The 23,137-nt window shown below is 66.6% G+C and carries 24 protein-coding genes; 11 read left to right on the forward strand and 13 right to left on the reverse strand.

Annotation, left to right across the window (positions count from 1 at the left end; all coding sequences use genetic code 11):
- Positions 1-45 precede the first annotated feature (45 nt).
- From tpx to ABD089_RS11805, 3 genes are all read left to right on the forward strand, one after another.
- Entirely contained in the window at positions 46-543 is a 498-nt protein-coding gene (tpx, locus tag ABD089_RS11795; protein WP_343886621.1) for a thiol peroxidase, read from the forward strand.
- Positions 544-616: 73 nt separating this feature from the next.
- Entirely contained in the window at positions 617-3,028 is a 2,412-nt protein-coding gene (locus tag ABD089_RS11800) for a coiled-coil domain-containing protein (RefSeq protein ID WP_343886622.1), read from the forward strand.
- A 222-nt stretch (positions 3,029-3,250) separates the two neighbouring features.
- The gene (locus ABD089_RS11805) at positions 3,251-3,406 is read left to right on the forward strand and encodes a hypothetical protein (protein WP_343886623.1); all 156 of its coding nucleotides are present in this window, start codon (positions 3,251-3,253) and stop codon (positions 3,404-3,406) included.
- 2 nt (positions 3,407-3,408) lie between these two features.
- Here ABD089_RS11805 and ppk2 read toward each other — a convergent pair whose 3' ends face one another.
- From ppk2 to ABD089_RS11825, 4 genes are all read right to left on the reverse strand, one after another.
- A complete protein-coding gene (ppk2, locus tag ABD089_RS11810; protein WP_343886624.1) occupies positions 3,409-4,314 on the reverse strand; it encodes a polyphosphate kinase 2 in 906 nt (301 codons plus the stop codon).
- Between the two features lie 89 nt (positions 4,315-4,403).
- A complete protein-coding gene (locus ABD089_RS11815) occupies positions 4,404-5,651 on the reverse strand; it encodes a DUF445 domain-containing protein (protein WP_343886691.1) in 1,248 nt (415 codons plus the stop codon).
- A 58-nt stretch (positions 5,652-5,709) separates the two neighbouring features.
- Positions 5,710-8,040, reverse strand: coding sequence for a maltose alpha-D-glucosyltransferase (gene treS, locus ABD089_RS11820; protein ID WP_343886625.1), 2,331 nt, complete (start codon positions 8,038-8,040; stop codon positions 5,710-5,712).
- Positions 8,041-8,050: 10 nt separating this feature from the next.
- Complete coding sequence (locus ABD089_RS11825) at positions 8,051-8,605, reverse strand: DUF1697 domain-containing protein (RefSeq protein WP_343886626.1); 555 nt, start codon at positions 8,603-8,605, stop codon at positions 8,051-8,053.
- A gap of 84 nt (positions 8,606-8,689) precedes the next feature.
- Here ABD089_RS11825 and ABD089_RS11830 point away from each other — a divergent pair, with 84 nt between their 5' ends.
- The 3 genes from ABD089_RS11830 to ABD089_RS11840 all read left to right on the forward strand — a co-directional run bounded on the left by ABD089_RS11830 (position 8,690) and on the right by ABD089_RS11840 (position 11,991).
- Complete coding sequence (locus ABD089_RS11830; protein ID WP_343886627.1) at positions 8,690-10,006, forward strand: MFS transporter; 1,317 nt, start codon at positions 8,690-8,692, stop codon at positions 10,004-10,006.
- Positions 10,007-10,172: 166 nt separating this feature from the next.
- Positions 10,173-11,009: a class I SAM-dependent methyltransferase gene (locus ABD089_RS11835; RefSeq protein ID WP_343886628.1), complete on the forward strand. Its 837-nt coding sequence runs from the start codon at positions 10,173-10,175 to the stop codon at positions 11,007-11,009.
- 61 nt (positions 11,010-11,070) lie between these two features.
- On the forward strand, positions 11,071-11,991 hold the full coding sequence (locus tag ABD089_RS11840; RefSeq protein WP_343886630.1) for a DUF808 domain-containing protein: 921 nt from the start codon (positions 11,071-11,073) through the stop codon (positions 11,989-11,991).
- A gap of 128 nt (positions 11,992-12,119) precedes the next feature.
- On the opposite strand, the gene ABD089_RS11845 is transcribed toward ABD089_RS11840, so the two are convergent.
- Positions 12,120-12,947: a rhomboid family intramembrane serine protease gene (locus ABD089_RS11845; protein WP_343886631.1), complete on the reverse strand. Its 828-nt coding sequence runs from the start codon at positions 12,945-12,947 to the stop codon at positions 12,120-12,122.
- Between the two features lie 128 nt (positions 12,948-13,075).
- Here ABD089_RS11845 and ABD089_RS11850 point away from each other — a divergent pair, with 128 nt between their 5' ends.
- A complete protein-coding gene (locus tag ABD089_RS11850) occupies positions 13,076-13,879 on the forward strand; it encodes a histidine phosphatase family protein (RefSeq protein WP_343886632.1) in 804 nt (267 codons plus the stop codon).
- Between the two features lie 31 nt (positions 13,880-13,910).
- On the forward strand, positions 13,911-14,783 hold the full coding sequence (locus ABD089_RS11855) for an NAD(P)H-hydrate dehydratase (RefSeq protein WP_343886633.1): 873 nt from the start codon (positions 13,911-13,913) through the stop codon (positions 14,781-14,783).
- Between the two features lie 37 nt (positions 14,784-14,820).
- Here the strand turns inward: ABD089_RS11855 and ABD089_RS11860 are convergent, their stop codons facing one another.
- The 4 genes from ABD089_RS11860 to ABD089_RS11875 all read right to left on the reverse strand — a co-directional run bounded on the left by ABD089_RS11860 (position 14,821) and on the right by ABD089_RS11875 (position 16,720).
- On the reverse strand, positions 14,821-15,585 hold the full coding sequence (locus ABD089_RS11860; RefSeq protein WP_343886634.1) for a DNA alkylation repair protein: 765 nt from the start codon (positions 15,583-15,585) through the stop codon (positions 14,821-14,823).
- 313 nt (positions 15,586-15,898) lie between these two features.
- Positions 15,899-16,288 (reverse strand): type II toxin-antitoxin system VapC family toxin, encoded by a 390-nt coding sequence (locus ABD089_RS11865; RefSeq protein WP_343886635.1) that lies wholly within the window; start codon positions 16,286-16,288, stop codon positions 15,899-15,901.
- A complete protein-coding gene (locus tag ABD089_RS11870; protein ID WP_343886636.1) occupies positions 16,285-16,530 on the reverse strand; it encodes an AbrB/MazE/SpoVT family DNA-binding domain-containing protein in 246 nt (81 codons plus the stop codon). Before ABD089_RS11870 ends, ABD089_RS11865 begins: the two co-directional genes overlap by 4 nt.
- Positions 16,531-16,597: 67 nt before the next feature.
- On the reverse strand, positions 16,598-16,720 hold the full coding sequence (locus tag ABD089_RS11875; RefSeq protein ID WP_343886638.1) for a hypothetical protein: 123 nt from the start codon (positions 16,718-16,720) through the stop codon (positions 16,598-16,600).
- A gap of 826 nt (positions 16,721-17,546) precedes the next feature.
- On the opposite strand from ABD089_RS11875, the gene ABD089_RS11880 reads away from it, so the two are divergent.
- The gene (locus tag ABD089_RS11880; protein WP_343886640.1) at positions 17,547-18,164 is read left to right on the forward strand and encodes a hypothetical protein; all 618 of its coding nucleotides are present in this window, start codon (positions 17,547-17,549) and stop codon (positions 18,162-18,164) included.
- Between the two features lie 168 nt (positions 18,165-18,332).
- Here ABD089_RS11880 and ABD089_RS11885 read toward each other — a convergent pair whose 3' ends face one another.
- Positions 18,333-19,055 (reverse strand): hypothetical protein, encoded by a 723-nt coding sequence (locus ABD089_RS11885; RefSeq protein WP_343886641.1) that lies wholly within the window; start codon positions 19,053-19,055, stop codon positions 18,333-18,335.
- A 203-nt stretch (positions 19,056-19,258) separates the two neighbouring features.
- Here ABD089_RS11885 and ABD089_RS11890 point away from each other — a divergent pair, with 203 nt between their 5' ends.
- Positions 19,259-20,323 (forward strand): glycosyltransferase, encoded by a 1,065-nt coding sequence (locus ABD089_RS11890; RefSeq protein WP_343886642.1) that lies wholly within the window; start codon positions 19,259-19,261, stop codon positions 20,321-20,323.
- 22 nt (positions 20,324-20,345) lie between these two features.
- Here ABD089_RS11890 and ABD089_RS11895 read toward each other — a convergent pair whose 3' ends face one another.
- Both ABD089_RS11895 and ABD089_RS11900 read right to left on the reverse strand, forming a co-directional pair.
- Positions 20,346-21,149, reverse strand: a complete 804-nt coding sequence (locus ABD089_RS11895) for a DNA/RNA non-specific endonuclease (RefSeq protein ID WP_343886643.1) — start codon at positions 21,147-21,149, stop codon at positions 20,346-20,348.
- 131 nt (positions 21,150-21,280) lie between these two features.
- Complete coding sequence (locus ABD089_RS11900) at positions 21,281-21,544, reverse strand: cation transporting ATPase C-terminal domain-containing protein (RefSeq protein ID WP_386769067.1); 264 nt, start codon at positions 21,542-21,544, stop codon at positions 21,281-21,283.
- Positions 21,545-21,577: 33 nt separating this feature from the next.
- Between ABD089_RS11900 and ABD089_RS13860 the strand changes: the two genes are divergently transcribed.
- Positions 21,578-21,685 (forward strand): hypothetical protein, encoded by a 108-nt coding sequence (locus ABD089_RS13860; RefSeq protein WP_386769066.1) that lies wholly within the window; start codon positions 21,578-21,580, stop codon positions 21,683-21,685.
- Positions 21,686-21,708: 23 nt separating this feature from the next.
- Here the strand turns inward: ABD089_RS13860 and fumC are convergent, their stop codons facing one another.
- Positions 21,709-23,106 (reverse strand): class II fumarate hydratase, encoded by a 1,398-nt coding sequence (gene fumC / locus ABD089_RS11905; protein ID WP_343886692.1) that lies wholly within the window; start codon positions 23,104-23,106, stop codon positions 21,709-21,711.
- Positions 23,107-23,137 lie beyond the last annotated feature (31 nt).

A 23,137-nucleotide genomic window follows, 5' to 3' on the forward strand; every position in this document is an offset into this window, starting at 1 on the left:
ATCAGACCGCGCCACATGTTGGGTTGCGTGTGCTAGACACGGGGCATGGCAACCACCGCATTCAAGGGCACCCCCATCGAGACCTCCGGCGATCTCCCCGAGGTCGGCGCCGCCGCTCCGGCCTTCACACTGGTCGGCAAGGACCTGTCCGACGTCACGTCCGACCGGTTCGCCGGCACCCGCGTGGTGCTGAACATCTTCCCGAGCATTGACACCGGCACCTGCGCGATGAGCGTCCGCACCTTCAACGAGCGTGCGGCCGGTCTCGAGAATGCCATCGTCGTGTGCGTCAGCAAGGACCTTCCCTTCGCCCAGGCCCGCTTCTGTGGCGCCGAGGGCATCGAGAACGTCGTCGTCGGCTCCGACTTCCGGGGCACCTTCGGTGATGACTTCGGCGTCATCCAGACCGCTGGTCCGCTGCGGGGCCTGCTGGCGCGCGCCGTCGTCGTCCTCGACGAGCAGGGCAACGTGCTGCACTCGCAGCTCGTCCCCGAGATCTCCACCGAACCCGACTACGACGCCGCGCTCGCCGTCCTGTCCTGAGCCGCTGATCCGGTGCTCCATCGGGGGTGCTGACTAGGCTGTGGGGGACACCACGGCCCTAGGAGCACTCCCGATGGCAGACACCACCCCTCGCGATGAGCACGCGAAGGCCCTCAAGCAGGCCACGTCGATGGCCAAGCAGTTGCGGACGCGCGTGCTGAGCGACCCTGCCAAGTCGGACGAGTTGGTGGACCAGCTGAACGAAGCCACCGCTCTGCGCCTGGTCGCCCACCGATGGGCGGATGCCGTCGCCGAGGCGCAGGAGGCCGTCCAGGCCGCCGACCGACTGGTCGCGAGCCGTGGTCCGGTCGGCCCGTACACCCCGATGGCCGACGCCGCCCGCTACTTCAGCGCGCTGGGTCACGTCGCCCGGCTCCAGACCGGCATGGGCTTCGCGCAGGGCGGAGCACAGACTGCCGAGGTCGCCTACTCCTGGGCCGACCAGCTCACCACGCCGGGGCTGCCCGCCCACCTCGCGCCCCGCGACGCCGTCCTCACCCTGCTCGCCGTGACCTCCGGATTGTTGTTCAGCGGCGACATTGCCGCGGCAAATGCCCACGCAGATGCGGCAGTGGCCCGGGCACGCGAAGCTGGCTTCGGAGATGACCCCCACCTGGTGGCGCTCCTACTGGATGCTCTGTTGGCACAGGCGGACGCACGATGGGCCGCGAACCTGCCCGCCGATGCCGTGGTCGCCAACCGCGAGGCCCTGGAGGTATGGCAGCGCTGGACAGCCGACGACCTCCAGCAGTTGCCCCGGATGACCAGGCCCCACCTTGATCGCGTCGCGACGCCGCTGGTGACGATCCAGCGTGATCTGGCCGGACGACTCGCGGCGCAGGGGGACGTGGAGGGATCGCTGACCCTGCGGGGGCAGATGGCCGACCTGTTGCAAAAGATGGCCGCCCGCCGTTCCGAGCAGGGACGCGTCGATGTCGCGCTGGCTCGTGGGGAGCAGGCCGAGGCGCTGCTGGGTGCTGGACGCGTGCAGGAGGCGCAGGCTGCGGCCGAGGCTGCCCTGGAGGCGCTCCAGAAGCTCTACAAGGTGGAGAAGCCGGTCGGTACGTACCTTCCGGTCCAAGCGCTGGTGGCACCGTCGATCGCGCGCGCGGAACTCGCCGGCGGGCAAGCCGATGCCGCACAGCGGACGATCGACGGTGTGTTCAGCCGGATCGCTGCCCACCGTGCCATCGACGTGCCGGTGGCTTCGCAGGCCCGGGCGCATCTGGTGCGTCACGAGGTTCTTTCGGCTCGTGGTGACCAGGGTGCCGCTGCGGCGCTGGCTGAGTTCGACAGGCTGGCCGCCGAGGTGCGGGCTGCCGGGCCCGCCGACGCTGACGATCGGGCCCTCGTCGATGCCCGCGCCCGTGGCGTGGTGCTGCGCGGGGCGGGTGACCCGCCCTACTGGCACAACCTGTCGGACGAGCGATCGCTGGCGGGCAGCACCCGCAGGGTTGGTCCAGCGGTCGCGGCTCCGGTCGTCGACCAGGTGTCGGACGAGGAACTGATGCGCCGCATCGACGAGCAGCGTGAGGCCGAGGCGCGGGAGCGTGCGGTCGCCGAGCTGCGAGCAGCGGCTGCCCGGTCGGAGCGGGAACGCAAGGAGTCCGAGGAGCGTGCCGCGCGGTTCGCCGAGGTTGAGGCGCGAGAGACTGCCGAGCGGGAGGCCCGTGAAGCCCAGGAAAGGCAAGCCCAGGAAAGGGTGGAGCTGGAGGCCGCCCAGCAGGCAGCGTTGCTCGAGCAGGAGCGTCGTCGGGCCGAGGAGCGGGCCGAGCAGGAGCGTCGTCAGGCCGAGGAACGGGCCGAGCAGGAGCGGCTGGCGCGCGAAACCGCCGAGCGTGTGGAGCAGGAACGAATTGCCGCCGAGCAGGCCGAGGCGGAGCAGGAGCGGCTGGCAGCCGAGCAAGCGGAACGGGCTCGTGTCGAAGCGGAGCGTGTCGAGCAAGACCGTCTGGATGCCGAGCAGGGACGTGTCCAAGCGGAGCGGGCCGAGCAGGAGCGTCGTCAGGCCGAGGAGCGGGCCGAGCAGGAGCGGCTGGCGCGCGAAACCGCCGAGCGTGTGGAGCAGGAACGGATGGCCGCGGAGCACGCCGAGGCGGAGAAGCAGCGTCTGGCTGCCGAACAAGCCGAACAGGCACGTGTGGAAGCGGAACGCGCGGAGCGTGAGCGTCTTGCCCGAGAGGCGGCAGAACTGGCCGAGCGGGAACGGCTCGCTGCGGAAGAGGCTGCCCGCGAAGCCGCAGAAGCGGCGACAGACCCCGTGGACGACCTGCGCATGTCCGCTCGGATGGCTGGCACGAAGGACGCCGGCATCCTTGCCCATGAGCGACTGGCCGAGGCGCTCGAGGCGCGAGCGGAGACGGACCCGTCCGTCCGCGCCGAGGCCGTGCAGGTGCTGGAACGACTGTCGGACCTGCAGGGCTGGTGGGCCGGGCGAGGAACGTCCAAACGCGCCAAGCAGCTCGCCAAGCAGTGGGGTATCTGACCCCCGGGGCCACGCCTTCCAACGCCTTCTAATTCGTCCGGTGCCCCCACGATGGTCTTGCACCGGACGCACCGCACGGGCACGGACCTTCGTCGATCCCTTTCGGCATGCGTCCAAGAACGACTCGGGGATCGTGAGGCGCGCTGACAGCGAAAGCCCTTGCCCTGCCCGCGTCCGGTTGGTGAGGTTGGGTTCACCAGACCGCACCGAAGGGAGCACCCGATGAGCGACCAGACCCCCAATGCCGTTGGACAGCACGAGGGCGTGAACGATTCCGAGCCAACCGCCGAGGAGCAGCAGGTCGTCGTCGTGACCGATACGGAGAACGACGACTACTCCCAGACCTCGACAGCCGACGAGGCCGACCGCGAGAGCTGACTTCAGCCGAGGGTGTCGCGGCCTCGGGTCACGATGAGTGGGTCGGGGTCGTGCACCACCGAGGTGTCCTTGCCCTGGTAGTCGAACTGGTTCAGGAAGTAGCGCATCGCATTGACGCGGGCCCGCTTCTTGTCGTTCGACTTGATTGACACCCAGGGCGCGTAGTCGGTGTCCGTCGCGGCGAACATCGCGTCCTTGGCATCCCCATAGGCCTGCCACCGGTCAAGTGACTCGATGTCCATCGGGGAGAGCTTCCACTGCCGCACCGGATCGATCTGGCGGATGGCGAAGCGCGTCCGTTGCTCCGACTGCGTCACTGAGAACCAGAGCTTGGTCAGGGACATGCCCGCATTCGTGATCATCTTCTCCAGTAACGGCGCCTGGGTCAGGAACTGGTGGTATCCCTCGTCGGAGCAGAAACCCATCACGCGCTCGACCCCGGCTCGGTTGTACCAGGAGCGGTCGAACAGCACCATGTCGCCGGCGGTGGGGAAGTGGCTGATGTAGCGCTGGAAGTACCACTGGCCCTGCTCTGTGGTGGTGGGCTTGTTCAGCGCCACCGTGCGCAGGTGCCGGGGGTTGAGGTGCTCCTCGAAGCGCTTGATGGTGCCGCCCTTGCCTGCTGCGTCGCGTCCCTCGAACAGGATCAGGTGCTTGGCGCCGGTGTCCTGCGTCCAGTACTGGAACTTCAGCAGCTCCACCTGAAGGCGGTACTTCTCCTGCTCGTACTCCTCGCGCCCCATCCGCTCGTCGTAGGGGTAGTCCTCACGCCAGGTCTCCACAGCGCGGCCGCCCGGATCGATCAGGTCGGGGTCGCTGCCCGCGATGTCGGGCAGCACGGAGTAGCCCTCGCCGAGAAGGCGGTCGATGTACTCGCGGAAGTCCAGGTTGTGGTCCAGATGCGGCATGCGACGATCCTATGGACGCTGCACAGGTGGACCCGACGAAAGGGCGGGACGGCACGAACTGTTCGCCTGATGTTTTGATGGAGCGCGGATCAGGCCAGCTGGCTGATGGCGTGGATCAGCAGGCCGGCCAAGGCACCCACGACGGTGCCGTTGATCCGGATGAACTGGAGGTCGCGTCCCACGAACAGCTCGATCCGGTCGGATGCCTCGTCGGCGTCCCAGCGGTCGACTGTCGTCGAGATGACGGACGCGAGCTCGGTGCCGTAGGTCTCGACCAGGAAGCCGACGACGTCCTCGATCCGGTTGTCGACGGTGGCGCGCAGTTCCGCGTCCGTCCGCAGCTGTTCGCTGGCGCGGGCCAACCACTCGTCCGCCCGCAACCACAACGCGGAGTCGGGGGAGTCCATCGCGGCCTCCAGTGATCCCCTGACCGAGTGCCAGACGTTGACGACCGCGGGGGCCACACCGGGGTTCTCCAGTAGCCGCTGCTTCAGGGACTCCGCCTTGGTCATCACCTTGGGATCGTTCTGCAGGTCATCGGACAGCTTCGCAAGGAAATTCGTCAGCGCGATCCGGGCGGGATGCTCAGTCTTCATCCGGACGGCCATCGACCACTCCAGCGCCTGCTGGTAGCCGTAGTCGACCATCTGCTTGTCCAGCCAGCGCGGAGTCCACTGGGGTGCTCGCTCCCCGATGACATCGCGGGCCTTTTCGGGGTTGCGGCGCAACCACTCGTGCAGCTCGCGCGCGAGCATGTCGACCACCGGCTCGTGGGCCTTGTCGCTCACCACGCCCTCGAGCAGCTGGCCGGCCGCGGGGCTGAAGGGCTCGGCCACCAGCCTGGGCACCAAGGTGTCGGTGACCACACCCGCCACGTCGTCGTCCTCGATACGGCCCAGCATCGCCCGTCCACCCCGGACGCCCTGGGCGAGCGCCCGGCGACGGTTGCCACCGTCGGCCAGCCACTCACCGGCGCGCATCGGCAGCTGGGCCTCGCGCACCCGCTCACGGAAGATGTCGGGGGTGAGGAAGTTGTTCGTCACGAAGTCCTGCAGGCTGCGGCCCAGTTCGTCCTTGCGACGTTTGATCAGCGCCGTGTGCGGGACGGGGATGCCCAGTGGGTGCCGGAAGATGGCCGTCACGGCGAACCAGTCCGCGAGCGCACCGACCATCGCCGCCTCGGAACCGGCGTTCACCCAGCCCAGCCAGCCATGGCGTGTGTCACGCAGCGTCAGGATGTAGAGCACGGCGGCGAACACCAGCAGTCCCGTCGCCAGCATCCGCATGCGGCGCAGGTCGGCGGCGCGCTTCTGGTCAGCGGGGGACAGCTGCATCATGCTCACGAGTTCAATTCTCCTGCACCACTCCAAAGGTCTTCCGAGCCCGCGTCCGGGTTCAGTCGCGGACAACCATCGCCAGGCCGCCGAAGGCCGACAGCTCGACGGAGAAACCGCCCAGGTCGTCCACGTTGTCGACCTTCTTGCGGGTCGACAGGTCGAAGGCGCGGCCCGACGGCAGGAACTCCGACTGGATGCGAGCGCTGATCTTCTCGTTGCCGAAGTTCAGCGCGGTGACCTGGATCGAGTCGTTCTCGAGCTGGTTGACCAGCACCAGCAGCGACTTGTGCGCGACCGGTGGAACGTCGAGCAGACGTCCGGTGGCGAGCTTGTTGCGTCGGCGCACCCGCAGGATCTCGGTGAGGCGGTTCGCGAAGGAGTTCTTCTGCTCCAGCTGGGTGGGCAGGTCGCCGTAGAGTGCGCGGGCCTTGGGCATGCCGGCCAGCGACTTCTCCTGGTCAACTGCGGTGCCGAGCATGTCGTAGGCGCCACGCTCGATCCATCGGGTGTCACCGGTGGCGATCAGGCTCTTGACCTGTTCGCGACGCAACGGCAGCGCGCCGACCAGGTCCCAGCCGGACAGGGCGAACACACCGGGCTGCCAGGCGTTGTACATGCACATCAGCAGGTGGGCGTTGGTGATCTTGCGGACGTCCGCGTCGGTGATCTCGTCCAGGTCGGTGATGCCCAGGCTGGCCGCGATGATGGACGCACTGGTGCAGGCAATGCCGTTCTGCGTGAAGACGGCGTTGTAGGGGCCGGCGTTCCCGGTGATCTTCTGGCGCAGGGTTTCGCGGATGTGCTCGGCAAACTTCTCGCCCGTCCACTGCTCACCGCCGAGCTCGTAGATGTCGTCGCGGTGGTTGTTGGCGAAGTGGACGAGTTCGTAGGTGAGCTCGTCGTGGTTCTGCAGCGCGTGCACCAAGGAGGCCTGGTCGATGCCCAGTGCCATCGCCTCACGGATCGTGAGGCGCAAGAACTCCGTGTCACCGGTCGCCATGGCGTACTGGTAGGCGGGACGGGTGATGAAGTCATACGAGAGGTCGGGGCCGGCGGACGAGGTGGCGAGGATGTCCTCCATGCCGAGGTTCATCTCCTGGAAGGTGAACCCGCCCACCTTGCGCACCATCGAGCCGATGATCTGGTTCGACGCCGCCGACAGGGGGTGTGCCTCCGACCAAGCCGGGCCGTTCACCGAGCGCTCCACGCCCAGGAAGCCGTTCGCGTCCAGACGCAGGCCGCCGGTGCCGAGGTCGAGCAGTGAGTGCAGCGCATCACCCATCACCAGCCGCATGCCGGCGAAGGAGGGGTCGATCCAGTTGATGGAGGGCTGGCCGTCCTTGAAGTAGTGCAGGTAGACCCAGCGCTTCGGGTTGCCCGCGTGGTCGATCACCTCGCGGGTGGCCGACCAGTTCGTCTCCTTGACGCCCGGCTCGAAGAAGATGACGCGCTGCATCGCGCCGATGATGTAGCCGGCGTCGGCCAGCGCCTTCTCGGTCTGCGCGTCCAGGTTGACCGCGTCCTTGCCCTCGGGTACCTCCGGCAGCAGGTGCCAGGCCTCCTGGGGGATGTCGACCATGTGGTAGATGCCGGGGTAGTCGCGGTAGTTCAGCTCGGCGAGCCGGAAGTCGGCGCCCTTGCCGGTGTGGGCCGGGATGATGTCGTCGATGACGGTGCCGTGATGCCGGGCGGCCGTCTCGCACATCGTGCGGAACTCCTCCTCAGTGCCGAAGACGGGGTCGATCTGCATCGAGATGCGGTCGAAGTGGCCGTCCACCGAAGGGGTTGAGGTCCAGCCGTCCAGACCGCCGGCGAGCTTCACCGGGCCGGTGTGCACGGCGTCGATCCCGATCTTCTCGAAGGCCTCCCACAACTGCTCGTCGCCCATCTGGCCCAGGAAGGACTTGCCGCGTTCGCCCATGAGCGACAGGGGATAGGCGGTGTACCAGACCGAGGCGCGGTTGACCGCGGCGCGCGGGTCGGGGGAGGCGAAGGAGTTCTGCCACATCTGGTGCTTGCCGGCGAGCTGGCGGGCCAGCGTGGTGGCGTCGTGCAGCATCGACTGCTGCTCCAGCCAGTCGACATAGGCGCGGTTGCGCCCGTCCGGCTCGAAGGGGGGACGAAGACCTTGGCGGGCCTGCTCTCGGCGACGCGCGCGGGGGCGCATCTGCGGCGGTCGGGCAGCGAACCGCGCCTGCTCAAAGCTCAGCTCGGGGAGGAACTCCTCCACCAGGGACTCGTCGGGGGCGGTTTCGGGCGCTGTGCTCGGCTGACCGGTCGTCTTCTGGCCCGGGGTCTTCTGGTTCTGGGTCCTCTGGCTCTGGGAGTTCTGTCCCTGGGTCTTCGGGCCGGGATTCTTCTGGCCGGGGGCCTGCTGCTCGGTGCTCACCCGGAACAGGCTAGTGGGACGGGGTTGCCAGATCGGCGAGTTTCGCGCAGGTGGCCAGGTTGCGACCGGTGCCGGACGATTTCACGCGGGACCACTTCGCCACGAGCGGAGAGTTGGAGAAGCCCTCGGGCGTGTGCAAGTAGATGACGCGTCCATCCACGCGCACCTCGGTTTCGCACTGGACGTCGGCCATCAGCCGCTCCACGGCATTTCGCTCCGCGTCCGGGACCGGGCCGTCATGAAAGAAGACGTGTTCGAGTTTCGGTTCGGCCGGAGTGAAGGGGTTTGCCTCAAGAATCGCGACCAGCTCGTCCACCGACAGCACCACGGTGGGGATCTCGAAGCCAGTAACACTCTCAAGGGTCTCCTGCACCTGGTCACGCACGTGGAGTCGGTTGGCCGGGTCGCTGCCCCCCTCGGCGTCCAGGATGACATTGCCCGACTGGATGTAGGTGCGTACATCGCCGAAGCCGGACGCGGTGAGGGCGGCGCGCACCTCTGCCATCGGCAGCTTGTGCTTGCCCCCGACGTTGATGCCACGCAACAGGACGATCCAACAGGTCATGAGGCCATTGTGGTGGCTGCGGCGACCCAGTCGTCCCGTGGGACGCCGGGCAGTGAGCGGGAGGCAGGTGGTTCCCTGTTCCCCATGGGCAGCGCACGAACCGGGGGAGTAGGACGCGTCCACCCTGCCTGGGCGGTGGCGGTCGTCACCTTGTTCGCGCTGCTGGCCGCCTCGGCCTTCCGTTCGTCCACCGGTGCGCTGCTTCAGCCGCTGGAGACCGACTTCGGCTGGAGCCGGACGGTGACCTCGGGCGCCGCATCGCTGAACCTCGTGATCTATGGACTCTCCGCGCCCTTCGCCGCGGCCGTGATGGAGACCTGGGGTGTCCGACGCACCGTTGTCACCTCCTTGATGGTGGTCGGGGCTGCGAGCGCGGCGAGTTGCTTCATGACCTCGGCCTGGCAGTTGTGGTTGCTCTGGGGGGTTGTGATCGGGCTGGGCAGCGGTTCGATGGCGCTGACCTTCGGCACAATCGTGGCCAACCGATGGTTCTCCGCGCGACGTGACATCGTCGTCGGCTGTTTCTCCGCGGCCAGCGCCGCGGGTCAGATCCTGTTTGTCCCCGCGATCGCCTGGTTGGCGCACACCAGCGGCGGCTGGCGAGCCGCCATGTGGCTGGTGGCCGCGGTCTCGATCGCCTGCGCGCTGAGCGTTCTAGTGTGCTTGCGTGACCGTCCGCGAGACATGGGAGTGCGTCCGTTGGGGATTGCCGACGACGCGCCCCTGGAGGCGATGGAGCTCACGCCCGCGCGCGTCGGGAACCCCTTGGCGCTCGGCCTTGGTGCATTCACCCGCAACCGCCGGTCGGGCACCTTGTGGGCCCTGATGCTGACTTTCGCCGTGTGCGGCTGGACCACCAACGGCATCATCCAGACCCACTTCATCCCCGCGGCGCACGACCACTCGATGCCCGCCACGGTGGCCGCGAACATGATCGGCCTGATCGGCATCTTCGACGTTCTGGGGACGATCCTGGCTGGCTGGCTGACCGACCGCTATGACCCGCGGATTCTCCTGGCTGTCTTCTACACCTTCCGCGGTGTCTCGCTGCTGTTCGTGGACCAGTTGCTCGGCCCCGACATGAACCCGGGGCTGTGGTTCTTCATCATCTTCGTCGGGCTCGACTGGACTGCCACCGTCCCGCCCACCGTTGCGCTGTGCCGGGAGGCCTTCGGGCTTGAGGAGTCCGGCGTCGTCTTCGGCTGGGTCTATGCCGCGCACATGGTCGGAGCTGGTGTCGGAGCCCAAGTCTCCGGCGTGCTGCGCCAGCAGCACGAGGGCTACTTCATCGCCTGGGAACTGTCCGCGGCGCTGTGCTTCTTCGCGGCAGGCATCGCGGCGACGATCCGACGGCACCGAACGGTGGGCCCCGGGACGCTGATCGCCACGCCGATGGTGTGAGGGCGGGGTGTTGCAGATCAGCCCGTGGTGGTGCCTTGGGTAGGCTCCGGGGCATGTCCGACCTCACCGAACCGTGCCCCAACTGCGGACGGTTGATGCGCTGGGAGACCTCCCATGAGCGCTGCGACGGCTGCGGGTACATCCGTCCGTGCTGTGAGGGAGCCCCGTGCCCGATTCCCGGCGAGCGCTGATCGGCACAGTCGCGGTTCGGCCAGTCTCGAACCGGCCCGTCGGGACCGTCACCCGCGGCACCACCAACCCCAACCGGCTGCGGCGCGTCGACCGCTGGCTGGCGGGGCCACAAGCCGGGCGGTTGCGCGGTGGCGCTCCGGTGGTCGTGGACTTGGGCTACGGCGCCTACCCGGTCACCTCCTTGGAGATGCTGCAGCGGTTGCGGCCGGTGAACCCCCAGGTGCGGTTGTTGGGTATCGAGATCGACCCCGAGCGCGTGGCCGCCGCCCAGCACCTGGCCAACGACGACGTCGTCTTCGTCCGGGGTGGTTTCGAGCTGCCCCGGCCCACTGGGTGGGCGGCGCCGAGTGTCGTGCGGGCCTTCAACGTCCTGCGCCAGTACGACGAGGCGGAGGTCCCGGCCGCGTGGGACCTGCTGTGCCGCGGACTGGGCCCGGACGGGCTGCTGGTGGATGGGACCTGCGATGAGGTCGGGAGACGCTGCACCTGGGTGGCGTTGGATCGGAGCGGACCCTTGAGCCTGACCATTTCACTCAAGCTGGACGCCATCGAACGTCCCTCCGATGTCGCCGAGCGGCTGCCCAAGGCGCTGATCCACCACAACGTACCCGGAGAACGCGTCCACGACTGGCTGCAGGCCCTTGACCGGGCGTGGGAGGTGCACGCCCCATTGCGCGTCCATGGGGCGCGGCAGCGCTGGCTGGCCACCGTGAGCACCGTCAAGCAGGAGGGATGGCCGGTGCTCCACGGGCCAACCCGCTGGCGTCTCGGTGAGGTTGGCATCCCGTGGCGCTGCGTCAACGCTGATTGATCGGGCACAATTGTCGACGGCGCGGTTCTCGCGTCATCAACTGAATCTCCTGGAGGTACCCGTGGCCGGTGGTCTCGCCGCCCTGCTCGACGACGTCGCAGCCATCGCGAAGATGGCCAGCGCCGCCAGCACGAAGGCCGTTGGCCTGGTGGTGGACGACACAGCCGTCACGCCCCGCTACGTGGAAGGCCTGCAGCCCGCCCGCGAGCTGCCGATCATCTGGCGCATCGCCAAGGGCTCGATCGTCAACAAGATGATCATCCTGGTCGGCGCGATGGCGCTGAGCCAGTGGGCGGAGTGGCTGCTGGCCCCGATCCTGATGCTCGGTGGCGCCTACCTGTGCTATGAGGGTGTCGAGAAGATCTGGGAGATCATCTCCGGCCACGGGGGCGAGGACGAGAAGCCGGTCCTCGCCGAAGGTGCGGGGGGGAAGGAGGCCGAGGACAAGCTCGTCCGCGGCGCCGTCACCACCGACTTCATCCTCTCGGCCGAGATCATGGTGCTGTCGTTGAAGGAGGTCGCCGAGTCCAGCTTCGTCGACCGTCTGTTCGCCCTGCTGATCGTCGCCTTCGTCATCACCGCGCTCGTCTACGGAGTGGTCGCGCTCATCGTGAAGATGGACGACGCGGGCCTGAAGATGATCGAGTCCGGCAGGTCCGAGAACATGGGACGAATGCTGCTGAACGGCATGCCCAAGGTGATGTCGGTGCTCTCGACCGTCGGCATCGCCGCGATGCTGTGGGTGGGCGGACACATCCTGCTGACCAATGCCGCCGAGCTCGGCTGGCACGCCCCCTATGACCTGGTGCACCACCTCGAGGAGCCGGTGAGCGAGATCGCGACCGTCGGGTCATTCCTGGCCTGGTGCGTGAACACGCTGTGCTCCGCGCTGGTCGGGATCATCGTCGGCGCGATCCTGGTCGCACTGATGCACGTCCTGCCCTTCGGCAAGGGCCATGACGCAAAGACCGCCGCGCACTGACTTTCGGCCCACCAACTCCAGCCGAACACAAGATCAGTCCCCCAAGGGCCAGATCCCTCCTCATCGACGGGGAGTGATCAGCCCTTTGGGGACTGATGTGTCTGTGGGCGTCTGCGCGGCCAGGCGGCTCAGCCCTGCCGGCGGTTGCGCAGCCGCATCAGTTCCTGACGTTCGGACGCCGACAGCGCGTCCACGCCGCCGCCAGCGGAGATCTTGTCGAGCAGCTGGTCCAGCTTCTGCTGGTCGTTGGCCTTCTGCTGGTGGGTCTTGGCCGCCTTCTTCTGCTCGCGGGTCGGCTTGTGGCGCTTGGGTGCGCCCGGGATCCAGGCGAACTCGTGCAGCAGCCCGAGTCGACGGGCGATCACCGCCACCGCAACGAGGCTGAGCAGCATCGAGAACAGCCCCACCCAGTCAGCGCGTCCGATGGGGGAGAGCAGTTGCAGGGCCAGCAGCACTGCGCCCACGACCCAGGCGGGAATGCCGAAGAAGAACGGACGGTTGGGGTACTCGCAGATCCACAGCAGCAGGACGATGAACTGAATCATCCCCAGACCGGCGAGCCAAGTGCCCGAGGAGAAGGCCAGGCCGACGAGTGTCGCGGCAACCGTCATGGCGGCCCAGATACCGAGCAGCAGGTGAGCCATTTTCTTGCGCCCAAGCTGGCTCTCGAGTTCGGTGCCGAAGACCCAGAAGAAGAAGAGGTTCAAGATGGTCCACAAGCCGAGGTAGTTGACCAGCGGCCAGGTGAACGGGCGCCAGACCTCACCCTGTGCGAGGGACCACGGGCTGTAGGCGAGGGAGTCCATGGCGCTGGCATTGCCGCTCGCGCCGGTGAACACCGAGACGAGCATGCTGAGCACGCCCACCGCGATGACGACCATGGTCGTCCCGAATTCGACGTTGCCGACCTTGAACCAGGGGTCGGTTGCTCGTCCGCCCATGCCGTAGAAGCTCATGGGGTCCAGTTTCCCAGAGTGCGCAAGAAGCCTCGGGACCGACGCCGTGTCGCCCGTCCGGGTGGGATCTGATCGCTGAGGGGTGAAGGTGCTTTCCTGTGTCGCGTGGGCCGCCGTAGCCTGCCGGAATGAAGCCCACGCAGATCATCCTCGTCCGCCACGGCCAGTCGCAGGGCAATGTCGCGGCCGAACTGGCCAGCGCGGACCACCTGGAGCGGATTGACGTACCGGCTCGCGACCCTGACATCGAGCTGTCGGAGCTGGGGGAGCGGCAGGCGACGGCGGTGGGGCACTGGCTGTCGGAGCTGGGCGAGGATGAGCGACCGAGCATCGTGTGGACCTCGCCCTATCGACGCGCTCGCCAGACCGGTGAGATCGCGCTTCGGGCAGCATCGTTCGAGCTGGACTTCCGCACGGACGAGCGGCTGCGCGATCGTGACATGGGCATCACGGACATGCTCACGGCCGCGGGTATCGAGGCCAAGTACCCCGAGGAGACCGAGCGCCGCGCCTGGATCGGCAAGTTCTACTACCGGCCGCCGGGCGGGGAGTCATGGGCCGATGTCGCGCAGCGCGTGCGGCAGGTGATGGCCGACATCGCGAACGCCAAGGACGCGGTGGTCCTGGTCACCGCCCACGACGTGGTCAACCTGCTGTTCTGTTACGTGGCGGAGGGCATGGACGAGTCGTCCGTGCTGGACCGCTCCAAGAACAACGGCCTGAAGAACGCCGCCATCTGCCGGCTGCAGGTTGACGACTCATCGCCGACCGGCTGGGTGGTCACCGCCTACAACATCGACGAGCACCTGGTCGACGAGGGCATCACGGTCACCGACCAGCCTGGCGCCTCGGACGAGGTCGGGCCCGACCCGTCGAATGCCGAACCACCCGTCGCCGAGGCCGAGATGCAGGAGGGATCCGAGCGTGGCTGAGGCCCGGGGAGGTACGCCGAAGAATCCGGAGATGGTGACCCCGGAGCTGTTGCGGGGTTGGCCCCTGCCAGTACCGGGCGGCTCCAAGTACGCCCGAGGTCTGGTGCTTGCGATCGGGGGCGCCCGGGCGACGCCGGGCGCGGTGATGCTGGCCGGACGCGCGGCCCTGCGGATGGGCGCTGGGCGGTTGAGCCTCGCCGTTGCCGACTCGGTGTGCGCGCACGTGGCCGTGGCGGTGCCCGAGTGCGGCGCCTATGGGCTGGCGGAAGACTCGGAGGGTTCCATCACCGGACGTCGCGCTGCCGAGGTGCTCTCCAAGGAACTGTCCCGTGCGGACGCGGTGCTGATCGGCCCGGGACTTGATGACCCGACTGGTGCCGCGGCGTTGCTGACGGAGGTGATCCCCGCGCTGCCGAAGAAGACTCCGGTGCTGCTGGACGCTTTCGGCGCGACCGTCCTGCCGGACCTGGATGAGGCTCTGGTCGATGCGCTGCGCGGACGTCTGGTGCTGACCCCCAACTCGGCCGAGATGGGTCACCTGTTGGGCCGTCCCGAGACCAACGAGGACGACACGGAGGTGGCACCGGAGATGGTCGTCGACTGCGCCAAGCGATTCGGTGCGGTCGTGGGGTGTGACGCCTACGTCGCCGAGGGCGGTCGTATGTGGCGTTCAACCACGGGCGATGTGGGGCTCGGGACCTCCGGCAGTGGCGACGTGATGGCCGGCGTTGTGTTGGGCCTGTTGGGCCGAGGTGCGGATCTCGCCCAGGCGGTGGTCTGGGGCAAGTACGTCCATCAGGCAGCTGGCGACGCGCTGGTGGGCGACCACGGACGGATTGGCTTCCTCGCGAGTGAGATCGAAACCCGGTTGCCCCGGGTGCTGCGGACCTTGGGCGGGGACTGAGACGAACCTGCCTCGGAGTGGGTGGTGAAACTGCTGACTACGGCAGTTTCGCCACCCAGTCTGCTGGGGGATTGCGATGAAGGGCCATGTAATGGGTCTTTCGTGCCGGCTCGTGCTTCTCCAAGGCGTAGCGGAGTGCCGTGCGGGGCATCGTCGCCGCGTTCTTGTCCAGGAAGTCGTCCAGCGCAGCGCGATCTCGGAGGCCCACGTCGCGGAGCAGCCATCCGACGGCCTTGTGGATGAGGTCATGCTCGTCGTCCAACAGCCTCGCGGCCACGGCCAGTGGCAGTTCGACGTCCCCGGCGCGGAGCGGTCCGAACATGGAGACCATGGCCAAGCGGCGGCGCCACACAACGGGGGAGTCCAGCAGTGGGTCAAGGATCGCCCACTGCTCGTGAGGCGGGAGCGTCGCGAGCCAAGGCCCGGTGACATGGGGCGCCACGGTGTCGACCAGGTCCCAGTTGTTCAGGCGTTCGGCCTTGTCAAGAGCCAAACCGACGATCTGTCGTCGCGTGCCTGGGGCAGTTGACCGGCGCTTGCAGAGGTCGGACATGAGGACGGCCGCGAGCAGTCGCACCTCATGGACCTCGTGGTCCAGCAATTGCGACATGTCGTCAGGGGTCACGTTGGTCGGTGCTCGCTTGGCGATTTCGCGGACGATTGGAACGCTCGCGCCGACGACCACGTCGCCCTCGGCGTAGCCACCAGGAATCGCTTGGAAGAAGCGAGCCTTCATCAGCGCCTTGCTGGGGTCCCCAGCTGCGATGACGGTGGCAGCAAGGGTGGATGCGGTGTCCATCATCCAGGGCATCGTCCGGTCGCGAGCAGCTTCAACTGCGTGAGCCAAATACGCGTCTGACCTGGTTTGCCCGCTCGGGCGTGAGGCGCCAGCGGGTGTGCACTGACTGCCAACCTTGATCGCGGAGCCATTGCCGGATCGTCTTGTCGCTCACGGCGAGCTCTGCGGCGAGTTCGCGAGGGGTCACGCTGGGTACGAATTGTTCGGCGCTCATGGTGTGCACGTTACCGGCGCGGCACTGGCTGGAAGCGACGACAGGGGGTGGCCCTTCCGAGCAGAATGACATAATGTCGCTTATCGGACAACGGTCCACACGCTAGAGAAGACGCCATCCGAGGGTTTTGGCTGCCTGCTGGTCGAAGGTGACGCTCTCATCGCATCCACTACGTCGTTGTGCGGCGTCGATCATCGCGTCAGCGAAGTCGGCGCCTTGTTCAACCGCCCGGAGCGCCTGCTGCACGAACTCCGGCCGCTCGACCGCTACCTCGTCGTTCGCCACCAATGCGCGGACGGCGCTGACTGCGACCTCCTGGCCCGTCTTGTAGCTGCGCGTGAGTACCCACCAGGTCTCCACCAGGACGATGTGCGTGATGTACGCCGGGTTCTGGGAATCCACGTGCCGCAGAGCCTCAAGGGCTCTGGCGTGCTGGGCATCGTCGTCGTTCACCAGCAGGCGGACGACCACATTCGTGTCCAGGCCGATCACAGCCCCTGGGCTCCCTCGGCGATCGCGCGATCCATTTCTTCCAAGGTGATCACGGGACCGCCGTAGCCGATCGACCCGGCCAAGTCTACGAGTCGAGCGGAATCCCGTAAGGGGCGGATGCGGTAGCTGCCGTCAGTTTCGGCCTCAAATGAGACACGAACTCCTGCCGAGAGACCCAATGCCTCGCGGACCTCCTTGGGCACGGTGATCTGGCCCTTGCTCGTCATCGTCCCGGTGGGCATCTATGTCTCCTTACCGTCGAGTAAGGAGAGTCTACATCGTCGTCAAACGTGCCCGCAAGGGGCGACATCAGGGTTCGAAGACATCCCTGTCCTGCCATGCCATCGTGCCGACAATGAGCAGCAACAAAAGCACCACGATGACGAGTGCAATGGGTCGCGATACGCCCGCCGGGAGGCTCAGCGCGATCATGTAACCAGCCGACCCAGCGGCTACCAGTGCCCAGCCCATGGCGGCCCCATCCGACCCTCCATGCCGCCCTCATCCTGCGGGACGCCGAACCGGACTGGGACTCCCTCATCGTGCTACCTGACTGCCCCCGCTACCGTGAGCTGCTCGCTGAGACGGCACGAAGTGTCCACGCCGTGGGCGTCCACGTGATCCTGCTGTGCCCAGACGGGGCGTGGTTCTCCGAGAGCTGGAGCGGCTAGCACCGGCGCCAGGTCAAAGCCGAACCGACTATGGGGGTGAGCAAGCCAGCCAGAGCCGTCGCCCAACCCGCCGTCATTCCAATAACTTGGTGGGCGCACGGGCCAACAGCCGTTCCTTTCGGGACTCCTCGCCGGCCCTTAGACGGTCACCACGTGGCCGCACAGGTCGACGCCGGTTGCGAGAGGGGCCCACATGCGTCGTTCAGACAGCCCCTCACCCGCATCTGTGAGCAACGAGTTAACTTTTGGCCAGATCAGTAACCCCGGCAGTTCCCGTCAGCAGGCTTCCGCTCGTACGCTTGGGGAGCGAAGACTCGCGTGCCTGTAGCCGACCTACGGCAGAATTCACAGGGGAGGCTGATGTAGATGCGGTCGGCGGTGTATTTGGGTCTACCTTTGCTGGCCCTCCTGGGCGGGTACATTCTGCCACTAAAGTCGCGGTCTTCCGCATGTGGATCGTTCTGCACCTACTCATGGTCGACGCAGAGTTACATCCTGCTTGCGGTCGGCCTTTTCCTCGCATTGGCCCTGACCTTCATGGCAATTCGTGCAAAGCCAAAGAGATAAAACCACGGCAAGGGGAAGAGATGAACACTCGGTCAGCGGCTGCCCTGCTTGGCGCAGCCTCACTCATTGGCGCGCTGGCGACGGGGCCAGCTTCGCCCGCACAGGCAGACCCAGCGACCGAACCGTGGGTTTGCACTCAGTTGAATGACCAAGGCGATCGGGTCTGGGACGACACCTTACCCAGTTTCGAGATGGATTCTGTCGCTCAGCAGTTGAGCGCGCAAGTCGACAAACATCCAGACGAGCTCATGGGCGTCGCCTTCTGTCACGACTACAGCGCTATTGAACTGAGCGTTAAAGATGGTGTGGACCTGAAGCAACTGCCAGACGTCGCCAAGATTTTGTCCGATAATCCCGCCTCCAGAGTGGCAATCCAGACGACTCCGATGTCGGTCGCAGAGCTCAGGGCTCTGCGGGATTCGGTGGTTGAAGCTGACCTCGCGGATGGGACAGCATCCGCAGCATCATACGCAATCGACACACACGACTCGACCGTCGTCGTTAGTAGTCAACGGGGAGCTCAGGACACCAGCCTCAAGAAGCTCAAAGATGTCGGAAAGTCTGGCCGCGTAAAGATCCGCGACGAAAAATCCAAGGGCCACGGGACAAATTCTCGCCTTGACGGTTCGCACGCTTGAGCTCGACCTGCTTCGCATCCTGGGCTTTGAGCACCTTGAGATATCTCTTGCGTCGACGCCAATCCCCCACCAGATGTCGCCCCGAGGAAGGCCAGTTGATCGCTCATGAAAATCCTCCGTACACACCATCGAACGTGGCTCGCTGCGGCTCCGAGCCCAGGACCTCGGTCAGGTGGTCGGCGCAGACCAACCGATCAGGGTCTGCCCCCAAGTATCGGTGAAGAAGCTGATGTCCACGATGCCAACGGCACCTGATTCGGCGCCAATGGAACCATTGGGCACGTCACTGGAAATGGCTTTCCCCTCCCCCAGTGAGATCACGACGTGCCCTGCCCCCGACGAATTGGTCAGCCAGATGATGGCCCCGCGGGGAATGGAGTCCAGATCGGTGGTGGTGTGCAGCAAGCCCTCGCTCTGCAATGAATAGGCAACCGAGCTGGCGGACGGATACCCGGCGTACACCGAACCGTATGACTGGCTGACCAGGGCAAGGCACAGGTCGTGCCATGCGGTGCTGCCCGAGTTCATCTGCTCGGTCATGAAGGCGATGGCCTCGTCACAGGTCACGCCGGTTGGGGACTCCCCCAGCGTGCAGGACGTCGCAGTCGTCGTTGCCTTCTTGGTCGCGGTTGCCGAGGCTGTCAAGGTGGCCTTCGCTGTCGATGTACTCGTCGCCGTGCTCGTTGACGTTGCGCTCGACGTAGTGGCTGCGGTATTCGAAGCGGTGGCCGTCGCGCTGGCGGTGCTGGTCAGTGTCACCGCCTCGGCCGAGCCGTCCGCTGACATCGTGATGGTCGTAACACTGGCCTCAGCGGGAGCGACGCCGCCCGCGAGCGCCAGGGCGGCGACGCCGGTGGCAAGGCTGGATCGGAAGTGTTTGAAGCGTGACATGCGGTCCTTGGGTCGGGCGCCCCCGATGGGCACCACCGACCCGCAAGCTCAGTCGGCGCGACTGTCCACATGGCCTGCGAATACTGTGCCGGGGATGTGGGATCGCAGTGAAGCTGGGTCGCGTTGTGAGATCTTGGGAGGCGCCGCAGCTCCGTTGACGCGGCGTGGCACATGGTCGGTACCGATCAGGGTTGGAAGAATAGATGGGACTGATGAACACGGACGCGAAGCCGGTAATGAGCACCATGTGGGGTGCCGAGAACGACCACGTCTGGTCCGAGCTCGTCGATGTCGTCCGCAGCGATCGGCCTGGCAGCCTGCGCGACCTGCGCACCCTGTGGCACGCGAGCAAGGGACGCGAGGCGATCATCCTGCGCGGTTCGGTGACCCTTGGGGACAAGTACCGCGACCTCGTCTTCGCGGCACTGCTGCGGCTGCGGCGCGAGCCCGCCCAGGTCCTCATCACCGATGCCACCTGGGAGACCGGCAGCCATTCGTTGGAGAGGCGACTGCCCGCTGCCTTGCGCCCGCTGGTTCCCGTCCTGATCAAAAGCTTCATGGGGATGGTTGACTCTCCCCGCGTCCGCTACGCCGTGCTCTCGACCGACGAGGTCGAGATCTTCCCCCGCACCTGGCATGTGTCCCCCGACCGCGTGGTTTTCACGCCCTTCAATCACACGGTCGACGACACCCGACTCGGCGATGTCGGCGTTCTCGATGTGACGGACGGGGGTTACATCTTCTCCGGTGGCGACTCCCTGCGTGAGTACGACCTGCTCGAGGAAGCCCTGACCGGCCTCGAGGTGCCGGTGAGGTTGGCCTCGTGGTGGCAACCATCGACGCCCACGCCGAACATCGAGTCCGGCCGACGGACCCACCAGGAGTTCCAGCAATTGCTGGCCGGCTCGCATGCCGTCGTGATTCCGCTGCAGGTGTCCAACCGCAGTTCGGGCCAGCAGACCTACTTGAACGCGATGCTGCTCGGCAAACCGGTCATCGTCACTGAGGCACCCGGGGTGCACGACTACATCGAGAACGGGGTCACGGGCGTCATCGTCCCGGCGAATGCCCAAGGGCTCCGGTCCGCCATCCAGCACGTGATGGACCCGGCCAATGCAGAGCACTACCGCCAGATGGGGCAGCGGGCTTCGGACGCGGTACGCGAGGCCAACCACGGTCTGACCTATCGCAAGATGCTGCTGCGCGCCGCCGGGATCTCGGACGAGCAGATCGAGGCAGCCGAGAGCCGGGCCCTGTCCACGACCTGACGCGGGCCCAAGCCGGCTTCGGTCACCAGCGGATGTCGCGCAGTGCCTCGATGGGACGCGGTGCATACAGCGCCCCCGCGCCCAGTGCTCCGGCGGCGACCAGCGCGTCCCCGAAGTCAAGGCCGGTGCGCTTCGACAGTTCGGCGACTGAGACCTGGTAGGTACCAAACTCGTCGAGGTCCAGAATCTCCAGCCGGTCCAGTTTTTGCGTCAACAGGAAGGCGCGGGCCTTCAGTTCGTCGTCCTCGACGAAGATGACAACCTTCCAGAACTCCTTCGGCAGCGCCACCTCGCGGTACACCGGGTCATCGTCGGAGAACACCGGACCGCCAAACACGCTGATGCGAAGGTCGTCCACATCGACCTCGTCATAGAGCGCGTCCTCGATCCGTCCCCAGATGCCGCCCTGGGACGACTGGTTGAAGTCGGCGACCTGGGGCGTGATGTTGGTGAAGTAGAAGGAGTCGGAGTTGGCCTGGTGCGCCTCCGCGTCACTCCCCCACGTCAGGTCCGCCCGGCGCGCAACATGGCCTCGATCGATCCGGTTGTCGGAGTACAGCTCGTCCCCGACCTGCATCTGGTGCGGCACCCGTGGGTCCAGCCGGAATTTCATGCTCGACCGGGAGAGCTTCTGCATCCGCTTGCCATCGACATTCCAGGCCACCCAGCGCGCGAGGTGCCGGCTCGCGCTGAGTGCGAGGGAGAAGTGGGTGTAGTCGATGACGGACGATCCGTTGAGCACCACCGCGTCGTCGGCCGCAGCGCCACTCATTGCGGGCAGCGAAACCTGTGTGGACAAGAACTTGGGGTCGAATCCGGTCGCCATGGGGCCAACCTCTCACACGCCGGTGACAAGTTCGTGACCCGTCAGCCGCCACAACGCGCACCACAGCCGCGAACGGTCGTGGAACGGCGCCGTTTTGCTCTCACAGGGCGATTTTGGCGGCGAAGGCCCGATCAGCGCGGCGCGAGCCCGCGACGGACCGCCTTCACGACCTCCTCGTAGCCGAGCAACACCACGCCGGACCCGAACGCGGCCACCCAGCGGATCGCATCCAGCGGCGCGGTCCCGAAGGCCGACTGCAGGAAGGGCAACTCCACGACAGCGACCTGCGCCAGCGTCCCGAAGGCGATCGCCAGCCACAACCTCTTGTTGGTGAACAGGTGGTCGAAGGCGCTGGCCAGGTCGGGGCGGCTGTTGAGCGCGTTGAACAGCGGCACCTCGACGTGGTTGAGGGTGCGCCCCTCCTCAGCATGAGGTCCACCGTCTTTGACGACCAGGACCGCCTCGTCTGTTACGGGGAAACGACCCACGCGCCCGAGTTCGGCGAGATTGCCATCAGTTTGCGGAACCAGGTCTGAGCCGATCAGAGCACGGTGGTCACTCAGCTCGGACGGGTCATCTCCTCCGGGACCACCCACTGGTCGAACTCGTCGGCGGTGAGGAAGCCGAGCTCCAGCGCGGCCTCCTTCAAGGTCGTCCCGTCATGGTTGGCCTTCTTGGCGATGTTTGCGGCCTTGTCGTAACCGATATGGCGATTAAGGGCAGTGACCAGCATCAGGTCGGTCTCCAGGTGCTGCTGGATCACGTCCCGATTCGGTTCGATGCCCACCGCGCAGTGGTCGTTGAAGCTGACGCATGCGTCGCCGATGAGCTGGATCGACTCCAGCACGCACCACGCCATCACCGGCTTGAAGACGTTCAGCTGGAAGTTGCCCTGGCCACCGGCGAAACCCACCGTCGCGTCATTTCCGAAGACCTTGGTGGCGACCATGGTCATCGCCTCGCACTGGGTCGGGTTGACCTTGCCCGGCATGATCGAGCTGCCCGGTTCGTTCTCCGGGATCAACAACTCACCAATCCCCTCGCGCGGCCCGGACGCATACCAGCGCACGTCGTTGGCGATCTTCATCAGCGCCATCGCCAGCGTCCGCAGGCTCGCCGACACCCCCACCAGCGCATCATGGGCGCTCAACGCTGCGAACAGGTTGTCGGCCTGGTGGAAGTCGATACCGGTCTCGGCGGTGATCTTCGCGGCAGCCAGCTCACCGAACTGGGGATGGGCGTTGAGCCCGGTTCCGACGGCGGTGCCGCCGATCGCCAAACCGCGTGCCTGCTCGTCCGCGAAGTGGACGGCGGTCAGTGTGTCGTCCAATTGTGCGACCCATCCTCCGATCACCTGGCCGAGCCGGACCGGCGTCGCGTCCTGCAGGTGGGTTCGCCCCACCATCACGACGTCGTCGTAGCGTGCGGCAAGCTCGGCGAAGGTGTCGCGCAACTTCGTCACGCCGGGGTACAGCGTGGCCTGCAGTTCGCTCACCACGGCGATGTGCATGGCCGTGGGGAAGGTGTCGTTGGACGACTGCCCGCGGTTGACGTGGTCATTGGGGTGGACGGGCGTCTTCGACCCCAACTCTCCCCCCGCCAGTTCGATCGCGCGGTTGCCGATCACCTCGTTGGCGTTCATGTTGGACTGGGTGCCCGACCCGGTCTGGAAGACCACCAGCGGGAACTCCGCGTCCAGGTCACCGCGGACGACCTCGTCCGCTGCCCGGACGATCAGCTCGGCAACCTCGGCCGGCAACTCCCCCAGCTCGGCATTGGCCTGCGCCGCGGACTTCTTCAGCACGCCCAGCGCCCGGATCATGGGCCGTCCCCACACGAAGGTGGGGCGACCGATGTCGAAGTGGTGCAGGCTGCGCTCGGTCTGCGCGCCCCAGTAGTGCTCTGCGGGCACCTCGATGGTGCCCATGCTGTCGCTCTCAGCCCTGCGCTGGGTCATTGCCCCGTCCGCGTTGTTCATCGTGGCTCCT

Source organism: Luteococcus sanguinis, from assembly GCF_039527675.1.
Lineage (GTDB): Bacteria > Actinomycetota > Actinomycetes > Propionibacteriales > Propionibacteriaceae > Luteococcus > Luteococcus sanguinis.

Excerpts from the sequence above, each read along its gene's own strand:
- tpx (WP_343886621.1), top strand. The coding sequence starts at position 46 with ATGGCAACCACCGCATTCAAGGGCACCCCCATCGAGACCTCCGGCGAT.
- ABD089_RS11800 (WP_343886622.1), top strand. The coding sequence starts at position 617 with ATGGCAGACACCACCCCTCGCGATGAGCACGCGAAGGCCCTCAAGCAG.
- ABD089_RS11805 (WP_343886623.1), top strand. The coding sequence starts at position 3,251 with ATGAGCGACCAGACCCCCAATGCCGTTGGACAGCACGAGGGCGTGAAC.
- ppk2 (WP_343886624.1), bottom strand. The coding sequence starts at position 4,314 with ATGCCGCATCTGGACCACAACCTGGACTTCCGCGAGTACATCGACCGC.
- ABD089_RS11815 (WP_343886691.1), bottom strand. The coding sequence starts at position 5,651 with ATGATGCAGCTGTCCCCCGCTGACCAGAAGCGCGCCGCCGACCTGCGC.
- ABD089_RS11825 (WP_343886626.1), bottom strand. The coding sequence starts at position 8,605 with ATGACCTGTTGGATCGTCCTGTTGCGTGGCATCAACGTCGGGGGCAAG.
- ABD089_RS11830 (WP_343886627.1), top strand. The coding sequence starts at position 8,690 with ATGGGCAGCGCACGAACCGGGGGAGTAGGACGCGTCCACCCTGCCTGG.
- ABD089_RS11845 (WP_343886631.1), bottom strand. The coding sequence starts at position 12,947 with ATGAGCTTCTACGGCATGGGCGGACGAGCAACCGACCCCTGGTTCAAG.
- ABD089_RS11850 (WP_343886632.1), top strand. The coding sequence starts at position 13,076 with ATGAAGCCCACGCAGATCATCCTCGTCCGCCACGGCCAGTCGCAGGGC.
- ABD089_RS11855 (WP_343886633.1), top strand. The coding sequence starts at position 13,911 with ATGGTGACCCCGGAGCTGTTGCGGGGTTGGCCCCTGCCAGTACCGGGC.
- ABD089_RS11860 (WP_343886634.1), bottom strand. The coding sequence starts at position 15,585 with ATGATGGACACCGCATCCACCCTTGCTGCCACCGTCATCGCAGCTGGG.
- ABD089_RS11870 (WP_343886636.1), bottom strand. The coding sequence starts at position 16,530 with ATGCCCACCGGGACGATGACGAGCAAGGGCCAGATCACCGTGCCCAAG.
- ABD089_RS11875 (WP_343886638.1), bottom strand. The coding sequence starts at position 16,720 with ATGATCGCGCTGAGCCTCCCGGCGGGCGTATCGCGACCCATTGCACTC.
- ABD089_RS11880 (WP_343886640.1), top strand. The coding sequence starts at position 17,547 with ATGAACACTCGGTCAGCGGCTGCCCTGCTTGGCGCAGCCTCACTCATT.
- ABD089_RS11885 (WP_343886641.1), bottom strand. The coding sequence starts at position 19,055 with ATGTCACGCTTCAAACACTTCCGATCCAGCCTTGCCACCGGCGTCGCC.
- ABD089_RS11890 (WP_343886642.1), top strand. The coding sequence starts at position 19,259 with ATGGGACTGATGAACACGGACGCGAAGCCGGTAATGAGCACCATGTGG.
- ABD089_RS11895 (WP_343886643.1), bottom strand. The coding sequence starts at position 21,149 with ATGGCGACCGGATTCGACCCCAAGTTCTTGTCCACACAGGTTTCGCTG.
- ABD089_RS13860 (WP_386769066.1), top strand. The coding sequence starts at position 21,578 with ATGAGGTCCACCGTCTTTGACGACCAGGACCGCCTCGTCTGTTACGGG.
- fumC (WP_343886692.1), bottom strand. The coding sequence starts at position 23,106 with ATGACCCAGCGCAGGGCTGAGAGCGACAGCATGGGCACCATCGAGGTG.